Source organism: Amycolatopsis sp. NPDC003676, from assembly GCF_053587275.1.
In genome coordinates this window covers 1-19,016 of the sequence record NZ_JBSFNS010000135.1, presented here as the reverse complement: position 1 = coordinate 19,016, position 19,016 = coordinate 1, and the positions used below count along the sequence as shown (strand labels likewise).

The window sequence follows — 19,016 nt, the reverse complement described above, 5'->3', positions numbered from 1 at the left end:
TCTTTAGCCAAACACTTTGTAAATAATTTAACCTCAGGGTTCCCCTCACGACCTCCGCAAGCCAGTCACGTGGCGACAAGTCGGCGTGGCGCAGCACACCCTTGCCCGGCAAAGTTCGGCATGCCTAAACTTTGAGTTGGGGCGACCGATATCAGGGAGTGGGCGTACATGGCGGTGGCGGAAGCGGCACGTCCGCGCGGCGTGGCCCGGCTGAGGGCCGGTTGGGCGCTGCTCGGGCCTGCCTTTGTCGCCGCGATCGCGTACGTCGACCCGGGCAATGTCGCGGCCAACGTCAGCGCCGGCGCGCGCTACGGCTACCTGCTGGTCTGGGTGATCGTCGCGGCGAACCTGATGGCCGTGCTGGTGCAGTACCTGTCGGCGAAGCTCGGTCTCGTCACCGGCCAGTCGCTGCCCGAAGCGCTGCGCGACCGGCTGTCCAGCCGGGCGCGGCTCGCGTACTGGGCGCAGGCCGAGATCGTCGCGATCGCCACCGACCTGGCCGAGGTCGTCGGCGGCGCGATCGCGCTCAACCTCCTTTTCGGACTCCCGCTCGTTGCGGGCGGGCTGATCACCGGCCTGGTGTCGCTGGTGCTGCTCGCGGTCCAGGACCGCGGCGGCCAGCGGCCGTTCGAACGCGTCGTGACCGGCCTGCTGGTGGTGATCGCGGTCGGGTTCCTGGCGAGCCTGTTCATCGAACCGCCGTCGGCCGCCGGGATCGCGCACGGCCTGGTGCCGCGGTTCAGCGGCGGCGACAGCGTCCTGATCGCGGCCGCGATGCTCGGCGCGACGGTGATGCCGCACGCGGTGTACCTCCACTCCGGACTCGTCCGCGACCGGCACGGCAAACCCGCACCCGAGCGGCGCAGGCGGCTGCTGCGGGCGACCCGGTACGACGTCGGGTTCGCGATGCTGCTCGCCGGCGCGGTGAACCTCGGCATGCTGCTCGTCGCGGCGACGAATCTCCAAGGCCAGCAAGGCGTCGACACCATCGAAGGCGCGCACGGGGCAGTCGCCGCCGCGCTCGGACCGGGCGTCGCGCTGCTGTTCGCGATCGGGTTGCTCGCTTCCGGACTGGCGTCGACGTCAGTGGGTGCGTACGCGGGCGCGATGATCATGCAAGGCTTGCTGCGCAAGAGGATCCCGATCGTGGTGCGCCGGCTCGTCACGCTCACTCCGGCGATTGTCGTGCTGGCGCTGGGCGCCGATCCGAGCGCGGCGCTGGTGGTGTCGCAGGTGGTGCTGTCGTTCGGCATCCCGTTCGCGCTCGTGCCGCTGATCCGGCTCACCGCCGACCGCGGGCTCATGGGCGCGGACGCCAACCGCCGGACCACCACGGTGCTCGCCTCGGTCGTCGCCGCGGTGATCATCCTGCTCAACGTCGTGCTGATCGTGCTCACCTTCGGCGGCTGAGCCAGTCCTAACCGGACGGAACCGGCAGGGCCGCCGGACGGTCCGACTAGCATCTGCGCGAAGCCGACCGAGGAGCCCGACCCCGTGACCGACGAACAGACCCGCCCGCACGACCCGAACCGCACGGCCCCCGCCGGCCGCGTGGTGGCCGGCCGCTACCTGCTGCTCGGCGAACTGGGCCGCGGCGGCATGGGCATCGTGTGGCGCGCGCAGGACCAGGTGATCGGACGGCAGGTCGCGATTAAAGAGCTGCGGCTGCCCGAAGCTGAAGGCGCCGCGGTGTTTTCCGAGCGGATCCTGCGCGAAGTGCGGGCAGGCGGGCGGCTCAACGACCCCGCCGTCGTGACGGTGTACGACGTGGTCACCGACCAGGGCACCACCTGGATCGTGATGGAGCTGGTCGAAGCGCCCACCCTCGCCGATCTGGTGCGCACGCACGGCCCGATGCCCGAACAACAGGCGGCGATGATCGGGGAGCGGGTGCTGTCCGCGCTGCAGGCCGCGCACGCCGCCGGGATCGTGCACCGCGACGTCAAACCGGCCAACATCATGGTCGCGCCGGACGGCCGGGTGAAGCTCACCGACTTCGGCATCGCGCACGCCATCGACGACCCGCGGCTCACCACGAGCGGGATGATCGTCGGCTCGCCCGCGTTCATGGCCCCGGAGCGGGTCGAGGGCCGCGAGGCGATGGCCGAATCGGACCTGTGGTCGCTCGGCGCGACGCTGTACTTCGCGGTCGAGGGCATCGTCGCGTTCGAACGGCCCACCACGGCCGCGACGCTGCACGCGATCATGACCGAAGTGCCGTACCTGACCCGCGTGCAGGGCCCGCTCGGCGCGGTCATCCTCGGCCTCCTGGTGGCGAACCCGGAAGCCCGGCTCACCGCGACGCAGGCCCGGGCGCAGCTCGCGCACGCCACCGGTCCGACGCAGCGTCCGGCGACCGCCGTGATGCCGCAGCAGGAAACCCGGGTGGGCGGGCAGCCGACCCGGATGGCCGCGAAGCCGGAGGGCAAGAGCCGCCGCGGCCTGTGGGCGGGCGCGATCGCGGTGCTGGTGGTCGCGGCGCTGGCCGGCGGGTTCTTCCTCGGCAAGCCGGTGTGGTCGCCGAAGAAGGACGCGCAGCAGGCCGACACCGTCAGCTACGGCCCGGACGGCTACCTCAAGACCCAGATCTCCTCGTACCAGATCTGCTACAACGCCGTGGTCCAGCCGGGCGTGGTGATCAGCTCGGACAACAACGTCGACTGCAAGAAGAACCACACGCTCGAGGTCTACGACGTCGCCGACCCGCTGCCGCTGGAGAGCTGGAGCGACAGCGACGCGGTCGTGGCCCCGTATCCCGGCCTGGAGGACATCAGCCGGGCCGCCGAGGCGCGTTGCGCGGCCGCGTTCCACTCCGCGGTGGTGCCGCCGCAGCAGCGCGCGGGCTTGTCGTACCGGGCGATCGTGCCGACCCAGCAGGCGTGGCAGGTCCAGCCGGACAACGACAGCAGCAGCGGCCCGAACCGCAAGATCTACTGTGTCCTGTCGCGCACCAGCAACGACCAGATCCCGGCGCAGATCACCGCCAAGGTCAAGTAGCCGCGCGAGAAGTTCCGCGCGAAGCGGCGCGGCGGCGGAAATTCTCCGAAGTTCCCGGTGGCACACCAGGTCGAGGCCGGGTTCGGCGGCCTGAGGAGGTACCGTCGTGGCCATGTCCACCTCACCTGCCGCCGCGCCCGGACGTCCGTTCGGCCGCGTGCTCACCGCGATGGCGACCCCCTTCGACCGAGCCGGGGCGCTGGACGTGAAGCGGGCCCAGGAACTGGCCGAGTACCTTGTGGACCTCGGCAACGACGGCCTCGTCGTCAACGGCACCACCGGCGAGAGCCCGACCACGACCGACCAGGAGAAGGCCGCGCTGATCCGCGCCGTCGTCGAGGCGGTCGGCGACCGCGCGACCGTCGTCGCGGGGGCGGGCACCAACAACACCGCGCACAGCATCGAGCAGGCCCAGGCCGCCGCCGAAGCGGGCGCGCACGGCCTGCTCGTGGTCACGCCGTACTACTCGCGGCCGAGCCAGGCCGGGCTGTTCGCGCACTTCACCACGGTCGCGGACGCCACCGAGCTGCCGGTCATGCTCTACGACATCCCGCCGCGCTCGATCGTGCCCATCGAGGTCGACACGCTGCAGCGGCTGGCCGAGAACCCGCGCATCGTCGCGGTGAAGGACGCGAAGGGCGACCTGATCGCCGGCTCCGAGGTCATCGCGAACACCCACCTCGCCTACTACTCCGGCGACGACGGCCTGAACCTGCCGTGGCTGTCGGTCGGCGCGGTCGGCGTGGTCAGCGTGATCGGGCACGTCGTGGCGGGCCGGATCCGCGCGATGATCGAGGCCTACGAGGCGGGCGACACGTCCACCGCGCGCACGAACCACCGCGCGATGCTGCCGGTGCTGCGGGCGATGTCGCGCGTCGGCGGCGTCGCGTTCAGCAAGGCTTCGCTGCGCCTGCGCGGGTTCGACATCGGCGACCCTCGCCTGCCGATCGTGGCCCCGTTCGACGACCAGCTCGAGCAGATCGCGGCCGATCTCGCCCAGGGCGGCGTGCCGCTGGAGGACAGCGCGGCCTCGGACTGGCATGGTGCACGGGTGGCACAAGCAGATTCGCAGGCGGCCTACACCGCCCCCACCTCGCACACCAGCGTTGGGACAATGCCCCGGTGACCTCACTTCCCGCCGGACCCGGCCCGACGCACCTCCCGCCCGCACTTCCCGAGGGAGCCCTGCGCGTCGTCGCGCTCGGCGGCATCGGCGAGGTCGGGCGCAACATGACCGTCTTCGAATTCGACGGCAGGCTCCTGATCGTCGACTGCGGCGTCCTCTTCCCCGAGGACGACCAGCCCGGCGTCGACCTGATCCTGCCGGACTTCCGCGCGATCGAGGACCGGCTCGACGACATCGACGGCCTCGTGCTCACCCACGGGCACGAGGACCACATCGGCGCCGTCCCGTTCCTGCTCCGGCTGCGCCCGGACGTGCCGATCTACGGTTCGCGGTTCACCAACGCGCTGCTCGCGGCCAAAGCCAAGGAGCACCGCCAGCGGCCGAAGCTGATCGAGGTCCGCGAGGGGGAGCGGCGCAAGGTCGGCGCGTTCGACCTCGAGTTCTTCGCGGTGAACCACTCGATCCCGGACGCGCTCGCGGTCGCCATCCGCACGCCGGCCGGCGTCGTGCTGCACACCGGCGACATCAAGCTCGACCAGCTGCCGCTCGACGGGCGGCTCACCGACCTCGCGGGCTTCTCGCGCCTCGGCGACGAGGGCGTGGACCTGTTCTGCGTCGACTCGACCAACGCCGAGGTGCCCGGGTTCGTCATGCCCGAGCGCGACATCGGCCCGGTGGTCGACGACGTGATCCGCAAGGTCGACCAGCGCGTGATCGTCGCCTGCTTCGCCAGCCACGTGCACCGCGTGCAGCAGGTGCTGGACGCGGCTGCCCGGCACGGCCGCCGCGTGGCGTTCGTGGGCCGGTCGATGGTCCGGAACATGGGCATCGCGGCCGAGCTGGGCCTCCTGAACGTCCCGGACGGCCTGCTCGTGGACCTGGACCAGGCCAGCAACCTGCCCGAAAGCAAGGTGCTGTTCGTGTCGACGGGTTCCCAAGGCGAGCCGCTGTCCGCGCTGTCGCGGATGGCGCGCGGCGAGCACCGGCAGATCTCGATCCGCGCGGGCGACACCGTCGTGCTGGCCAGCTCGATGATCCCGGGCAACGAGACCGCGGTGTTCGGCGTCGTCAACGGACTGACCCGGCTCGGCGCGAACGTCGTGCACCAGGGCAACGCGAAGGTGCACGTGTCCGGCCACGCGTCCGCGGGCGAGCTGCTCTACCTGTACAACGCGGTCCGGCCGAGCAACGTGATGCCGGTGCACGGCGAGTGGAAACACTTGCGCGCCAACGGAGAGCTCGCGATCCGCACCGGCGTCGCGCCGGACAACGTGGTGATCGCCGAGGACGGCGTGGTCGTGGACCTGGTCGACGGCAAGGCCTCGCGCACCGGCCGCGTCGAGGTCGGGCACGTGTACGTGGACGGCCTGTCCGTCGGCGACGTCGGCGAGTCGACGCTGTCCGACCGGCTCGTGCTCGGCGAGGGCGGGTTCATCGCGATCACCATGGCGGTCGATTCGAACACCGGCCGCGCGATGAGCAGCCCGACGATCTCCGGCCGCGGCTTCTCCGACGACCCGAAGGCCCTCGACGCCGTCGTGCCGCTCGTGGAGATGGAGCTGGCGCGGACGGAAGCCGAGGGCATCACCGACACCCATCGCATCGCGCAGGCGGTGCGCCGGGTCGTCGGCCGGTGGGTCGCCGACACCTACCGCAGGCGGCCGATGATCGTGCCGACGGTCATCCCGGTCTGAGCCGGCTCTGATTCAGCGGCGCGCGCCCGCCAGCAGCAACGCCATCATGACGATCGCTGCCTGGCGGGCGAGCGCGTTGCGCGCTCTGCGCTGTTCGGCCCTGCTCGGTCGGTTGTCCATGAGAACCCCCAGGTGTCTCGTGCGGCTCGCTCCAGTGTGGCGGGCCCGCAGGTAGGACACATCCCGCCCGAGGTTGGTTCCCGTCTCCGCCCGAGGGAGTAGTCAGGCCACCGCGGCGGTCTGTCGTTGGACCAGGTACGCGCCGCCGAGCAGCAGCGCGGCGCCGACCGCTTGCGGCCAGGCGAGCGCTTCGCCGAGCAACGCCCACGCGAACGCCGCCGCCGCGACGGGTTCGAGCAGCCCGACGACGCTCGCCACCGAGGCGGGCAGGTGGCGCAGCGCGGAGATCCCCGCGACGTAAGGGATCGCCGTCGACAGCACCACGAGGCAGATCAGCAGCAGCCACAGCGGCGGCGTCCACGGTCCGAACGGGACGGTCTGGTTCGCCATGCTCAACGGCAGCGTCCACGGCGGAGCGGTGACGCTCACGAGCAAGCCGCCGATCACCATGCCCCAGGTGACCAGCCCGAGCGGTTCGCGGTCGGCGACCGCGCGTTCGCCGAGCAGGAAGTACCCGGCCGAACAGAGCGCCGCGCCGGTACCCGCCAGCACGCCGATCGCGTCGAGCCGCAGCCCTTGCCAGACCTGCGCGACCAGCGCCAGCCCGATCAGCGCCACCGTCATCCCGAACCACAGCATGCGTGGCAGCCGCTTACGCCGCACCACGCGTACCCACAACGCGATCAGCACCGGCGACAGGAACTCCAGCAGGATCGCGATCCCGACCGGAATCCGTTCCGCGGCAATGAAATACAGCAGCTGCGTCCCGGCCACGCCGAGCGCGCCGTACGCCAGCAGCATCGGCCATTCCCCGCGCCGGACCCGCAGCGTGTGCGGGGCGAAGAGCGCGGTGCCGATCAGCAGCAGGACTCCCGCCGTCCCGATCCGCAGCACCGCCACCTGTTCCGGCGTCATGCCCGCTTCCATCACCGGTTTGGCGAGCGTTCCGGACGTGCTGAAGAAGACCGCGGCGAGCAGCACGAGCGAGAGGCCGCGGCCCCGGTGGATCACCCGGGGTCGTTCGAGGACAGGGAGTTCGGTGGTCACGCGCGGGACACTACGGAGCGGAACGAGCGAGCGAAACTGAGTTATTCCCCGGTTTTCAGGCCCGTCGCGACGTGTGTCGTGATCGTTGCCAGCCGTCGCCCCTGAATCCGCAGTGCCCGCAGCGCGGTGTCGTCCGGTGCCGCGGATTTGCGCGAGACGAACGAGCCGCCGTACGGGTTGCCGGACTCCATCAGGTGCGGGTCGGCGTAGCCGAGCGGGACGACGATCGCGCCCCAGTGGTAGAAGATGTTGTTGATTGCCAGCACGGTCGCTTCGAGACCGCCGTGCGCGGTGGACGCCGAGGTGAACGACGTCGCCACCTTGTCGGCCAGTTTCCCTTGCGCCCACAGGCCGCCCGTGGTGTCCACAAAGGACTTCAGCTGCGCGGCGGGCCCACCGAACCGGGTCGGGCTGCCGAGCGCGAGCCCGTCCGCCCACTCGAGATCGGCCAACGTGGCGAGCTCATGATGCGGCCCGGCGTCAACCCAGGCCTGCCACCGCCGATTGCTCGCGATCGCTTCCGGCGGCGCGGTCTCGGGCACGGTGCGAACGCGTACCTCCGCCCCGGTTTCGCCCGCCCCTTCGGCGAGCGCGTCAGCCAGGGCGGCGGTGTTGCCGGTAGCGCTGTAGTAGACGACCAGAATGCGGGTGCTCACACCTCGCGACCCTAGCCGGGTTGGCTGGTGTGTCCCACGATCCGGACTCAGCGCTGCGGCTTCCAGGGGCTGACCGTGTCGGTCGGCCGGGTCGGATCGTAGAAACGCGGACGGATGGGTTCGTGGCGGCGCAACGGAACCAGGCCGTCGGTGATGGCCTGCATGATCTTGGCGTGCGCGCGAACGCCCGCGCCCGGCCGCTCCGGCTCGACGTCGGAGAGGTCCACCGGCGTCCCGAAATGCACCTTGAACCGAGGCCGCCGCAACGGCGCGCTCAACCCGGATTTCGCCAGCGGCAGCAGATCAGCGGGCCCGTTGACGGTCTCCGTGCCCCAGTACACGGCCTCGTGCGCGCCCCACTGGCTGATCGGAATCACCGGCACGCCCGCCGCGAGCGCGAGCCGGGCCGCCCCCGTCTTGCCGCGCTCCGGCCACAGCCCCGGGTCGTGGCTGATCCGCCCTTCCGGATAGACGACGATCGGCTCGCGCGTAGTCCGCAACGCCTCCGCCGCCTCCGCGAACTGCCCGATCGCCGTCGCCGCCTTCGCCCGGTCCACGCGCAGATGCCCGCTGACTTTGAGCGCCGGACCGATGACCGGAGCGTCGAGAATCCCGCCGGCGAGCATGAAGCGGGGGTTGATGCCGATCCGCTTGCAGGCCGCCATGAGCACGAAGGCGTCGAACACGCCGATGTGATTGGCCGTCATGAGCAGCGGTTTGCCCCGGAGTTCCCGCGGCACCGAGCCGGTCACGGTGAGCCGCCCGACGAGGTTCACCAGCCCCCGGTCGATGTTGAGCATCGTCCGCCAGATCGCGGGGGCCCGGCGCGGAGCCTCGTCCTGTTGCAGCGCGAACATGGGCAAAGCATTTCACGGGTGAATCCACCTGGGACAACGCGGTTCTCGATGAGGCGGGGCCGAGAGGGGCTCGGGAGGCTGTCGTGGCTGCTCAGGACGTCTCTGGCCGCTGGAGGTGCTTGACCGCTGGAGCTTGCTTGGAGCGGTGGTCAGTAGTTCCACTCCCAGCCGAGGCCGTTGTTCAAGAATCCGTTGCCGGCCGGGACCTCGGCTTCCAAGGGAACGGCGAGGGGCAACGACGATGCTTCCACAAGATCCACTGTGATCCGGAGACGATTGTTTCGGGTGCGCTGCGAGTGGCACATGTGACTATCGGTCCTCGCCCGTTACCGTGGAGGCATGGCTGGGTCGGCGACGAGGAAGCGGAGCACGGCGGGAAGCGGCGGGAAGGCACCGGCGCGTAGTTCGCGTACTCCGGCGAAGTCTCGGACGGCTGCCTCGAGCAGGTCGTCCAAAGGCTCGGCCAGGGGCAGGAGCAGCTCCCGGCCGCGGACGTCCAGCGCCCGGCGCCCAGCCCCCCGGCGCAAGAACGGCGCGTTCGGGCGCGGAGTGCGCAGCACCTGGAACCTCGCCGCGAAGGGGATCGGCTCGCTCGCCCGGACCGTCGGGCGCACGCGGGAGCTCGAAGCGGAACACCGTCGCGACGGGCTTGCTCTCGGGCTGATCGCGCTGGCCATCGTCGCCGCGGTCGGGGTTTGGTGGCGGGCGGCCGGGCCGATCGGTGCGGGTGTCGAGGTCGCTACCCGGACGGTGCTCGGCGCGGGGGCGGTGACGCTGCCGCTGGTGCTGCTTGTGGTCGCGGTCGCGTTGATGCGGTCCGAGCCGCAACCGGAGACCCGGCCGCGGATGGTCATCGGCACGGTGCTGGTCGTGCTGTCCGTGCTTGGGATGCTGCACATCTTCACCGCGCTCCCGGACACCAACGACGGCCGCATGTACGCGGGCGGCATCCTCGGCGCGTTTTCCGGCGGGCTGCTGACCAAGGGCGTCACCACCTGGGTCGCGGTGCCGCTGCTGATTCTGGCGCTGCTGTTCGGCGTGCTCGTGTTCACCGGCACGCCGGTCCGCGACATCCCGCACCGCTTGCGCACCTGGGGGCTCGACGAGGAGGAGCTGGCCGAGTACGAGGGCAGCCAGCACGACGAAGAGCCCGAACCCGAACCCGAACCCGAGGCCGACCCGAAGTCCGTCCGGCTGCGGAAGCCGTCGCGGCGGCGCCAGGCCAGCGCCGACAAGGACGGCGAGCAGCTCGACATCGACGCCGCGCTCGCCGAACCCGCCACGCCGATCCGGCCGCCGAAGCCGGTCGCGCCGCCCGCCGAGGTGCCGGAGAAGAAGCAGAAGAAGGCTCCGGAACCCGCGCTGTCGGTCACCCGCACCGTCGAGGGCGACTACGCGCTTCCGCCGCCGGACCTGCTGAAGCTCGGCGACGCGCCGAAGTCCCGCAGCAAGGCCAACGACCAGATGATCGAGGCGATCACCGGCGTCCTCGACCAGTTCAACGTCGACGCGCAGGTCACCGGCTTCACCCGCGGCCCGACGGTCACCCGGTACGAGGTCGAGCTCGGCCCGGGCGTGAAGGTCGAGAAGATCACCGCGCTGACCAAGAACATCGCCTACGCGGTGGCCACCGACAACGTCCGCCTCCTCGCGCCGATCCCGGGCAAGTCCGCGGTCGGCATCGAGGTGCCCAACTCCGACCGCGAGATGGTGCGCCTCGGCGACGTGCTGCGCGCCCCGACCACGGTCAAGGACAACCACCCGATGCTGATCGGGCTCGGCAAGGACATCGAGGGCGAGTTCGTCACCGCGAACCTCACGAAGATGCCGCACTTGCTGGTCGCCGGTTCCACCGGTTCCGGTAAGTCGAGCTTCGTGAACTCCATGCTGGTGTCGCTGCTGGCCCGCTCGACGCCCGCCGAATGCCGGATGATCCTGATCGACCCGAAGATGGTCGAGCTGACGCCGTACGAGGGCATCCCGCACCTGATCACGCCCATCATCACGCAGCCGAAGAAGGCCGCCGCCGCGCTGGCCTGGCTCGTCGAGGAGATGGAGCAGCGCTACCAGGACATGCAGGCCAACCGGGTCCGTCACATCGACGACTTCAACTCCAAGGTCCGTTCCGGCGACATCACCGCGCCGCCGGGCAGCGAACGCGAGTACCAGCCGTACCCGTACATCATGGCGATCGTCGACGAGCTCGCCGACCTGATGATGACCGCCCCGCGCGACGTCGAGGACGCGATCGTCCGGATCACCCAGAAGGCCCGTGCCGCGGGCATCCACCTGGTGCTCGCGACGCAGCGGCCGTCGGTCGACGTCGTCACCGGCCTGATCAAGACGAACGTGCCCTCGCGGCTCGCGTTCGCCACTTCATCGCTCACCGACTCGCGGGTCATCCTCGACCAGCCGGGTGCGGAGAAGCTGATCGGCATGGGCGACGCGCTCTACCTGCCGATGGGCGCCGGGAAACCGGTCCGCATCCAGGGCGCGTTCGTCGGCGACGAGGAAATCGCCGCGGTCGTCAACTTCGCCAAGGAACAGGCGCAGCCGGACTACAACGAGGGCGTCACCAGTGCCAAGGCGGGCGAGAAGAAGGAAATCGACCCGGACATCGGCGACGACCTCGACGTCCTGCTCCAGGCCGCCGAGCTGATCGTCACGTCGCAGTTCGGGTCCACCTCGATGCTGCAGCGCAAGCTCCGCGTCGGGTTCGCCAAAGCCGGACGGCTGATGGACCTGCTGGAAAGCCGCGGCATCGTCGGCCCGTCGGAGGGCTCGAAGGCCCGCGACGTGCTGATCAAGCCGGAGGAACTGGAGTCGGTGCTGTTCATGATCCGCGGCGGTTCCGACGCGGGCGGGGCGCCCGCCGGCGGCGAGGACGAAGACTTCTGAGCCGCCCGTGCAACCTGGCGGCCCGTCCGGCTCGTCCACTGCGCATGGACCTCAAGAAGCTCGCACTGGGTATCGGGACGGCCGCCGCGCTGGCCGGGTGCGCGGGCGGCACGGTCGCCGTCGCGCAGACACCGTCGCGACCGCCTGCCGCCGAGCTGGGCGGGAACGTGGCGCTCACGCCCGGCCAGGAGGTGCAGGTCGCCGGCCGGGACCTGACGGTGCGCTACCGCCAGCTGGTCTCGGATTCGCGCTGCCGTCCGGGCAGGCAGTGCTTCGTGGCGGGGGAGGCGGTCGTGGCGCTGGTCCTGACCGAGCCGGGTCGCGGGGAGCACACGTCCGTCCAGTTGCACACCGGGCGCCAGGGTCCGGACGCGACGTCGTTCGCGGGCACGACGGTGAAGCTCGAGGCGGTGGACGGGTCGGGCGGCCGGATTCTCGTCCGGTTCTCGTGAGGGTTCAGAACTCGAGCAGCATGCGCGAGTTCCCCAGGGTGTTCGGCTTGACGTAGGGCAGGTCGAGGAACTCCGCCACACCCGGGTCAAGGGAGCGCCGCATCTCCGCGTACACCTCGTGCGACACCGGTGCCCCGTCGATCTCAACGAACCCGTGGCCGGCGAAGAAAGACGTCTCGAACGTCAGCACGAACAGCCGCTTCAGGCCCAGTTCGCGGGCCTCTTCGACGAGCCTGCCGACCAGCGCGCGGCCGATCCCGCGGCCGCGCGCCGCCTTGTCGACCACCACGGTGCGCAGTTCGCCGATGTCCTCCCACAGCACGTGCAGCGCGGCGGCGCCCAGCACGTCCTCGGTGCCGTTCTCTTCGTCGGTCGCGACCCAGAACTCCTGCACCGCCTCGTAGAGCGTGACCAGATCCTTCTCGAGGAGCACGCGGCCCGCGTCGGAGTCGACGAGGGCCTTGATCTTGCGGACGTCGGCGATCCGCGCGCGGCGGACGGACGGAGGGCGGGAATCGGGCACCCGGTCAAGATAACTACCGCGAGGACCGGGTGTGCCGAGCGGCTCCATCGGGGGACCCCGGATGCGTGACGCTACGAGTCGTCACGTATAGCTAGTGACCGCACATGACCAGTAGCGGCGGGCGCTGGCCGGCTACCGGCCCTCGGGAGGAACCTGCATGTCCGGCAGCACTGTGGCCGCCCCGGAACGATCCGGCCATCCTCCCGCCGGGCCGAGCGCGCAGGCCCGGTTCCGGCCTGAGCTGCAGGGCGTGCGGGCGCTGGCCTCGGTGCTGGTCGTGGTCTACCACGTGTGGTTCGACCGGATCTCCGGCGGCGTCGACGTGTTCTTCCTCGTCTCCGGGTTCCTGATCACCGGCCAGCTCTACCGGGCGCTGCTGCGCGGCCGGATCGAACTGCGCGCCACCTGGGGCCGGATGATCAAGCGGCTCTTCCCGGCCGCCATGACCGTCCTGCTGACCGTCGTGGTCGTGTCGCAGCTGCTGCTGCCCCAGGACCGCTGGTTCCAGACCATCCGCGAGGTCGTCGCGTCGGCGCTGTTCTACGAGAACTGGCAGCTCGCGGCGGATTCGGTGGACTACTTCGCCCAGCACAACAGCGCGAGCCTCGTGCAGCACTTCTGGTCGCTGTCCATCCAGGGCCAGTTCTACCTGGTGTGGCCGCTGCTGTTCGTCGGGCTCGGCCTGCTCGTGCGCCGCCTCGGCTGGTCGCTGCGCGGCACAGTGAACCTGCTGCTGATCGTCCTGTTCGCGGCTTCGCTGGCGTACTCGGTGTACCTCACCGCGGCCGACCAGCCGCTGGCCTACTTCCACGGCCTGACCCGCGTGTGGGAGTTCGCGCTCGGCGGCCTGATGGCGATGTTCCTCGACCAGGTCACGCTGCCACGCCTGTTGCGCATCGTGCTCGGCTGGATCGGCGTCGCGGGGCTGGTGCTGTGCGGCGTCCTGCTCGACGTCGACAGCGTGTTCCCCGGCTGGATCGCGCTGTGGCCGACCGTTTCGGCGGGCCTGGTGCTGGTGGCCGGGCAGACCGGCAGCGTGCTCGGCGCGGACCGCTGGCTCAGCTCGAAATTCCTCGGCTACGTCGGCAATCTCAGCTTCTCGCTGTACCTGTGGCACTGGCCGGTGCTGGTCTTCTACCTGATCATCCGCGACCGGGTGGCGGTCGGCCTGCTCGGCGGCACGTTCGTGGTCGGCGTGTCGTTCCTGCTCTCGATCCTGACCTACCACCTGATCGAGAACCCGATCCGGCTGTCGAAGATCGGCACCGCGAAGCACTGGGGCTCCTACCGGTTCGGCGTGCTCGCGCTGGCCCCGGTGCTCGTCGCGAGCGGCGTCTGGCAGGGCGTGAGCAGCGCGCGGGCGAACTACGAGATCGCCATCGGCGACCCGGACCACCCCGGCGCGGTCGCGCACGCGCCGGGCTTCGTCTACCGCGGCACGCCGTCGCCGGCGATCGTGCCGCCCACGGTGAAGCTCGCCGACGACTGGGCCCGCATCGCGCCGGACCAGTGCTCGAAGTCGCCGCGCAACAAGGAGCTGGAGATCTGCACGGAGGGCCCGGAAGGGCCGCCGACCAAGCGGATCGTGCTCGTCGGCGATTCGCACATCCAGCAGTACCTCGCCGCCTTCCGGCCCGCGGTCGTCTCCGACGGCTGGCAGGTCTCGACCATGCTGAAGGGCGCGTGCCCGTACTCGTCGGGCTCCGAGCTGATGCCCGGCGACAAGAACTGCATCGAGTGGAACAAGGCCGCCACCGACGAACTGCTCGACACGCGCCCGGACGCGGTCGTCATGCTCGGCACGGTCAACGCCAAGCCGGGGCCGAACGAGTCGACGCCGAAGGGCTTCGTCGACGTCTGGTCCGCGTTGAACGACGCGAACATCCCGGTCGTCGCCGTCCGCGACAACCCGCGCTACGCGTTCAACATGGCCAGCTGCGTCGCGCAGAAGAGCCCGACCGACGCGTCGTGCTCGGTGCCGCGGCCCGCCGCGGTGGCCCCGGCTCCGTCGTGGGAGCGGGTCCAGGACATCCCGGACAACGTGTCGTTCCTGGACTTCACCGACTACTACTGCGACCAGAAGCGCTGCCGCGCGGTCGTCGGGAACGTGCTGGTCTACATGGACGACAACCACCCGTCCGCGACGTTCAACACGACACTCGCGCCGATCGCGGTCAAACAGCTCAAACAAGCCCTGCAGTGGTGACCGCGCGCGAGGGGCGAACGGGCGACTTCGGCGACTAGCCGTCGCGGAGCGTCCCGGGTTCGGCACAATGGGGCGGCGGCGGGCTTGCCGCACGGGCACCTGAGGGGGAGCTGGTTTTTTTGACGCGCGCAGGGTGGGACGCATTCCAGGCCGCACAGTCCGAGGCGGCGGCGGGCCGGACGGCCGCGCTGACCGGCCCGGACGGTGTCGGATGGCTGCTCGTCCCCGGCCAGGCGTGGCAGCGGCGGCTGCCGGACGGGAACTGGCAGTACACGCAGCCGCCCGCGGACCCCGGCTACCGCGCGGCCGCCCGGCTCAACCCGCCGCCGGGCGCTCCCGGCCAGCCCGTCCCGGGCGGATACGGCGCGCCGCAGCAGTACCCAGGCGGCCAGCAGGGCTACCCCGGCCCTGGCAACGGACCCCGGCCGCCGTACCCCGGTCCGCAGAGCACCCCGGGCGGATTCCCCGGACCGCAAGGAAATCCGGGCGGTTATCCAGGACCGCAGGGCAACCCCGGCGGTTATCCCGGACCGCAGGGCAATCCCGGCGGTTACGCGGGACCGCCTGCGCCGCAAGGGAACCCGGGCGGCTACAACGGCCCGCCTTCGCCGCCGCAGGGCTACCGCCCGCCGCAGCCCGGGTTCCCGCCCGCACCGCAGGGAGCCCCGTGGTCCGGTCAAGTCCCGGCGCAGCCATCTCCGCCCGCGCCTTCGGGACCCCCGCCCGCCGCTCCTGCACCTTCAGGACCGCCGCCAGCCGTCGCGCCGCCGGTCCCCGCGAGCGCCCCGCCGACCCCAGCCCCGCCGCAGATCCGGGTGGAGAACCTGGGCCAGGCCGGGATGTTCGTCGCCGGAACCGAGTCGATGGCGGAGTTCGTCACGCGCGCCACCCGGGTCGTCGCCTGGGCTGACGCCACCCGGCACGGCACCGCGAACGGCCCCGGCGAACCCCCGCCGCCCGAACCGGAACGGCCGGGTTCGGACGGTTCCGGCAACAACGTGCTCGGCGACATGGCGCGGCACAGCCGGTCGGTCACGCTGGACCTGCTGGCCGCGGGCAACCGGATGTGGCAGCGCAAAGAGCAGTCCCGCTACGAAAAGGCCTATGAGGAGTGGCAGAAGGCCTACGCCGAGTGGGAGAAGCGCGAAGCGGCCCGGATGACGGCGGGCACCAAGCAGCCGAACCCGTTCATCCTGCTGGTGGGGGAGGCGAACACCGGCCAGCGCCGCTTCACCCGGGCGCTGAAGGCGTCGCTGACCGAGGCGGAGGTCGGATTCGACACCGCCGAGTTCTTCGACTGCGCCGCCCTGCTCGCCGAGTACGCCGACGACCCGGTCGAGCGCTCGGTGCCCGCGACGATCAACGACATCGAGAACGGCGGCTCCGCGCTGCTGCTCGCTGAGCGGGTCGACGCGCTCTTCGAGAAGGACCTCGCCGCCACGATCCGCATGCTGCGCAATTACGCGCGCGACCAGGACAGCTGCCGCCTGATCATCCTGGACGGCACCGAGAAGGTGCTCGAACAGCTCAGCACCGAGGCTCCTGACCTGGTGCAGAACATGCTGCAGTACCGGCTGCCCCGGTTCGACCGGCCCGGCGCGGCCGCCGCGCTGCTCGACGTTCTCGCCCGGGAGCGCTCGTTCGGCCTGCCCGCCGACGTGCGCGACCGCCTCGCCGCGCTGGCGAACGAACCCAGCGCGCGCACGGTGGAGGCCTTGCTGGACGCCGCCTCGCGGCAGGCGATCAGCCGGGGAGCGATGCCGGGCACCCGGATCGAGATCGGCCACCCGGACATCGAGCCGCTCGTGGCCGCGGCGGGCCAGCGCGGCGGATCCTCGATCGAGGAGCTGCTCGCCGAGCTGGACGGGATGATCGGCCTCGCCGCGGTCAAGGAGCGGGTCCGCTCGCTGACGTCGGAGATGACGATCGACGCGCGCCGCCGGGAAGCGGGCATGAAGGTCGCCGTGCGCAGCCGGCACCTGCTGCTGACCGGGAATCCGGGCACGGCCAAGACGACTGTCGCCCGGCTGCTCGGCAAGATCTACCAAGCGCTCGGCGCGCTGCCCAAGGGCCACGTCGTCGAGGTGACCCGCACCGACCTGGTCGGGGAGTACGTGGGCCAGACGTCGCTGAAGACCCGTGCGGCGGTTCAGCGGGCCGTCGGCGGCGTGCTGTTCCTCGACGAGGCCTACAACCTCGTGAACGACAAGGACGACGACTTCGGCCGGGAAGCCGTCGCGGAATTGTTGGTGCAGATGGAAAACCACCGCGAGGACCTGGTGGTCTTCGCGGCCGGTTACCCCAAGGAGATGGACGCGTTCCTGGAGTCCAACTCCGGCCTGCGCTCGCGGTTCGCCGGCACCATCGAATTCCCGGACTACTCCAACGACGAGCTCGCGCAGATCTTCCGCGCGATGGCGAAGGGCCAGGGCTACGAGCTGTCCGCGGACCTGCTCGCGGCGCTGCCCGAGGCGGTCCGGCGGATCCCGCGCGGCCGCGGGTTCGCGAACGGCCGGTCCGCGCGCGTGCTGCTGGAAGCGGCGATCGGCAAGCAGTCGACCCGGCTGACCACCGACGGCGGCGCGGACCTGGTCACGCTCGTCGCCGCTGACCTGCCGCAGCCCGGCGAATCCGGAGTAGGTGCGGTGGACGACTCCGGGCCGCGGCGCAGTCTCCCGGAGCTGCTGGCCGAACTGGACGCGATGATCGGGCTCGACTCGGTGAAGCAGCGCGTGCGGTCCATGGTGGACGAAATGGCCGTGGACGCGCGGCGCCGCGACGCGGGCATGAAGGTCGCCGTCCGCAGTCGCCACCTGCTTTTCACTGGCAACCCGGGCACGGCCAAGACGACCGTGTCGCGGCTGGTCGGGCAGATTTACCGGGAGCTGGGCGTGCTTCCCTCCGGTCACCTGGTCGAAGTCGGCCGTGGGGACCTCGTCGCCGAATTCACCGGCCAGACCGCGCCGAAGACGCGAGAGGTGTGCGAGCGGGCCGCGGGCGGCGTGCTGTTCATCGACGAGGCGTACAACCTGGTGCGCGACGACAACGACGACTACGGCAAGGAAGCTGTCACCGAACTGCTGGTGCAGATGGAAAACCACCGCGAGGACCTGGTGGTCTTCGTCGCGGGCTATCCCAAGCAGATGGACGAGTTCCTCGAGTCCAACCCGGGGCTGCGGTCGCGGTTCTCCGGCCGGATCGAGTTCCCGGACTACTCCAACGACGAACTCGCCGGGATTTTCACGGTGATGGCGAAGAGCCAGGGCTACGAACTGTCCGCCGACCTCTCAGCCGCGCTGCCCGAGGCGATCCGCCGCATTCCGCGCGGCCGCGGGTTCGCGAACGGCCGGTCCGCGCGCGGCCTGCTGGAAGCCGCGATCAGCGGACAGTCCAGCCGCCTCGCCGCCGCACCAGACACGCCGTCGGATCAGCTGGCCGTCCTGGTCGCCGCGGACCTGCCGGGCGAAGCCGGGGTCGCGGTCAGCGACGACGCCGGACCGCGCCGGGGACTGGACGACCTGCTGGCCGAACTCGACGGGATGATCGGCCTGGACGAGGTGAAGTCGCAGGTCCGCGCCCTGGTGGCGGAAACGCGGCTGGACGCGCGCCGCCGCAAGGCCGGGCTGCCGGTCGGGGCGCGCAGCAGGCACCTGGTGTTCACCGGCAACCCGGGCACGGCGAAGACGACCGTCGCGCGCCTGATGGGGCAGCTGTACCGCGAGCTGGGCGTGCTGCCGTCCGGGCACCTCGTCGAGGTCGCGCGGCCGGACCTGGTGGGCGAGTACATCGGCCAGACCGCGCCGAAAACCCGCGAGGTGTGCGAGCGGGCGATCGGCGGACTGCTGTTCATCGACGAGGCCTACAACCTGGTCCAGACCTACTCGAACGGCACCGACTTCGGCGGCGAGGCGGTCGCCGAACTGCTCGTGCAGATGGAGAACCACCGCGAGGACCTGATCGTGATCGCCGCGGGCTACCCGGCGGACATGGACCGCTTCCTCGACGCCAACGCGGGCCTGCGGTCCCGCTTCGGCGCCACAGTGCATTTCGCCGACTACGACAACGCCCAGCTGGCCGAGATTTTCACCGCCATGGCGGGCAAACAGGGCTACCGCCTCGACGCCGGGCTCGTAGAAGCGCTGCCCGGATTCATGGCCGGGCTCGACCGCGGCGCCGGTTTCGCGAACGGCCGTTCGGCCCGCGGCCTGCTCGAACGCGCGATCCGGGCGCAGGCGATGCGGCTGGCCGGCCCGGACGTCGACCTGGAGGCCCTGGACGACGCCGAGCTGACTCTGCTGACGGTCCCGGACGTGTCCGCAGGTACGTGAGGGGAACCCTGAGGGAATCAGATTCCCTCAGGGTTCCCCTCACGTACTGGAAGCCCCGCCGACAGCCCCGGCGAGACCCGGCCGGAGGAGACCGGGTCACCGCGCTGGGCGA

Annotated in this window: 13 protein-coding genes; 8 read left to right on the top strand and 5 right to left on the bottom strand. The window is 70.8% G+C overall.

Going from position 1 to position 19,016, the window contains the following annotated elements; genetic code table 11:
* Positions 1 to 168: 168 nt before the first annotated feature.
* The 4 genes from ACWDNU_RS40145 to ACWDNU_RS40130 all read left to right on the top strand — a co-directional run bounded on the left by ACWDNU_RS40145 (position 169) and on the right by ACWDNU_RS40130 (position 5,817).
* The gene (locus ACWDNU_RS40145; protein ID WP_449672695.1) at positions 169 to 1,410 is read left to right on the top strand and encodes an Nramp family divalent metal transporter; all 1,242 of its coding nucleotides are present in this window, start codon (positions 169 to 171) and stop codon (positions 1,408 to 1,410) included.
* Positions 1,411 to 1,494: 84 nt separating this feature from the next.
* Complete coding sequence (locus ACWDNU_RS40140; RefSeq protein ID WP_449672694.1) at positions 1,495 to 2,997, top strand: serine/threonine-protein kinase; 1,503 nt, start codon at positions 1,495 to 1,497, stop codon at positions 2,995 to 2,997.
* A gap of 112 nt (positions 2,998 to 3,109) precedes the next feature.
* Positions 3,110 to 4,123, top strand: coding sequence for a 4-hydroxy-tetrahydrodipicolinate synthase (gene dapA, locus ACWDNU_RS40135; RefSeq protein WP_344284715.1), 1,014 nt, complete (start codon positions 3,110 to 3,112; stop codon positions 4,121 to 4,123).
* Positions 4,120 to 5,817 carry a ribonuclease J gene (locus ACWDNU_RS40130; protein WP_449672693.1) on the top strand — a complete coding sequence of 566 codons (1,698 nt, stop codon included), beginning with the start codon at positions 4,120 to 4,122 and terminating at the stop codon, positions 5,815 to 5,817. Before dapA ends, ACWDNU_RS40130 begins: the two co-directional genes overlap by 4 nt.
* 222 nt (positions 5,818 to 6,039) lie before the next feature.
* Here ACWDNU_RS40130 and ACWDNU_RS40125 read toward each other — a convergent pair whose 3' ends face one another.
* The 4 genes from ACWDNU_RS40125 to ACWDNU_RS40110 form a co-directional block, all read right to left on the bottom strand.
* On the bottom strand, positions 6,040 to 6,984 hold the full coding sequence (locus ACWDNU_RS40125) for an EamA family transporter (protein ID WP_449672692.1): 945 nt from the start codon (positions 6,982 to 6,984) through the stop codon (positions 6,040 to 6,042).
* 41 nt (positions 6,985 to 7,025) lie between these two features.
* Positions 7,026 to 7,640, bottom strand: a complete 615-nt coding sequence (gene wrbA, locus ACWDNU_RS40120; protein ID WP_449672691.1) for an NAD(P)H:quinone oxidoreductase — start codon at positions 7,638 to 7,640, stop codon at positions 7,026 to 7,028.
* Positions 7,641 to 7,687: 47 nt separating this feature from the next.
* Positions 7,688 to 8,497 carry a lysophospholipid acyltransferase family protein gene (locus ACWDNU_RS40115; protein ID WP_344284727.1) on the bottom strand — a complete coding sequence of 270 codons (810 nt, stop codon included), beginning with the start codon at positions 8,495 to 8,497 and terminating at the stop codon, positions 7,688 to 7,690.
* A 326-nt stretch (positions 8,498 to 8,823) separates the two neighbouring features.
* Entirely contained in the window at positions 8,824 to 9,057 is a 234-nt protein-coding gene (locus tag ACWDNU_RS40110; protein ID WP_344284733.1) for a hypothetical protein, read from the bottom strand.
* Here ACWDNU_RS40110 and ACWDNU_RS40105 point away from each other — a divergent pair.
* Together ACWDNU_RS40105 and ACWDNU_RS40100 are read left to right on the top strand one after the other, a co-directional pair.
* The gene (locus ACWDNU_RS40105) at positions 9,047 to 11,395 is read left to right on the top strand and encodes a DNA translocase FtsK (RefSeq protein ID WP_449672690.1); all 2,349 of its coding nucleotides are present in this window, start codon (positions 9,047 to 9,049) and stop codon (positions 11,393 to 11,395) included. The genes ACWDNU_RS40110 and ACWDNU_RS40105 overlap by 11 nt on opposite strands.
* 44 nt (positions 11,396 to 11,439) lie before the next feature.
* The gene (locus tag ACWDNU_RS40100) at positions 11,440 to 11,847 is read left to right on the top strand and encodes a hypothetical protein (RefSeq protein ID WP_370935903.1); all 408 of its coding nucleotides are present in this window, start codon (positions 11,440 to 11,442) and stop codon (positions 11,845 to 11,847) included.
* Between the two features lie 4 nt (positions 11,848 to 11,851).
* Here ACWDNU_RS40100 and ACWDNU_RS40095 read toward each other — a convergent pair whose 3' ends face one another.
* Positions 11,852 to 12,370, bottom strand: a complete 519-nt coding sequence (locus tag ACWDNU_RS40095) for an amino-acid N-acetyltransferase (RefSeq protein WP_370935904.1) — start codon at positions 12,368 to 12,370, stop codon at positions 11,852 to 11,854.
* 157 nt (positions 12,371 to 12,527) lie between these two features.
* Between ACWDNU_RS40095 and ACWDNU_RS40090 the strand changes: the two genes are divergently transcribed.
* Both ACWDNU_RS40090 and ACWDNU_RS40085 read left to right on the top strand, forming a co-directional pair.
* Positions 12,528 to 14,576 carry an acyltransferase family protein gene (locus tag ACWDNU_RS40090; RefSeq protein WP_449672689.1) on the top strand — a complete coding sequence of 683 codons (2,049 nt, stop codon included), beginning with the start codon at positions 12,528 to 12,530 and terminating at the stop codon, positions 14,574 to 14,576.
* 119 nt (positions 14,577 to 14,695) lie between these two features.
* On the top strand, positions 14,696 to 18,904 hold the full coding sequence (locus ACWDNU_RS40085) for an AAA family ATPase (RefSeq protein WP_449672688.1): 4,209 nt from the start codon (positions 14,696 to 14,698) through the stop codon (positions 18,902 to 18,904).
* Positions 18,905 to 19,016 lie beyond the last annotated feature (112 nt).

Coding starts and splice junctions, on each gene's coding strand:
- ACWDNU_RS40145 (WP_449672695.1), top strand. CDS start 169: ATGGCGGTGGCGGAAGCGGCACGTCCGCGCGGCGTGGCCCGGCTGAGG.
- dapA (WP_344284715.1), top strand. CDS start 3,110: ATGTCCACCTCACCTGCCGCCGCGCCCGGACGTCCGTTCGGCCGCGTG.
- ACWDNU_RS40115 (WP_344284727.1), bottom strand. CDS start 8,497: ATGTTCGCGCTGCAACAGGACGAGGCTCCGCGCCGGGCCCCCGCGATC.
- ACWDNU_RS40100 (WP_370935903.1), top strand. CDS start 11,440: ATGGACCTCAAGAAGCTCGCACTGGGTATCGGGACGGCCGCCGCGCTG.
- ACWDNU_RS40090 (WP_449672689.1), top strand. CDS start 12,528: ATGTCCGGCAGCACTGTGGCCGCCCCGGAACGATCCGGCCATCCTCCC.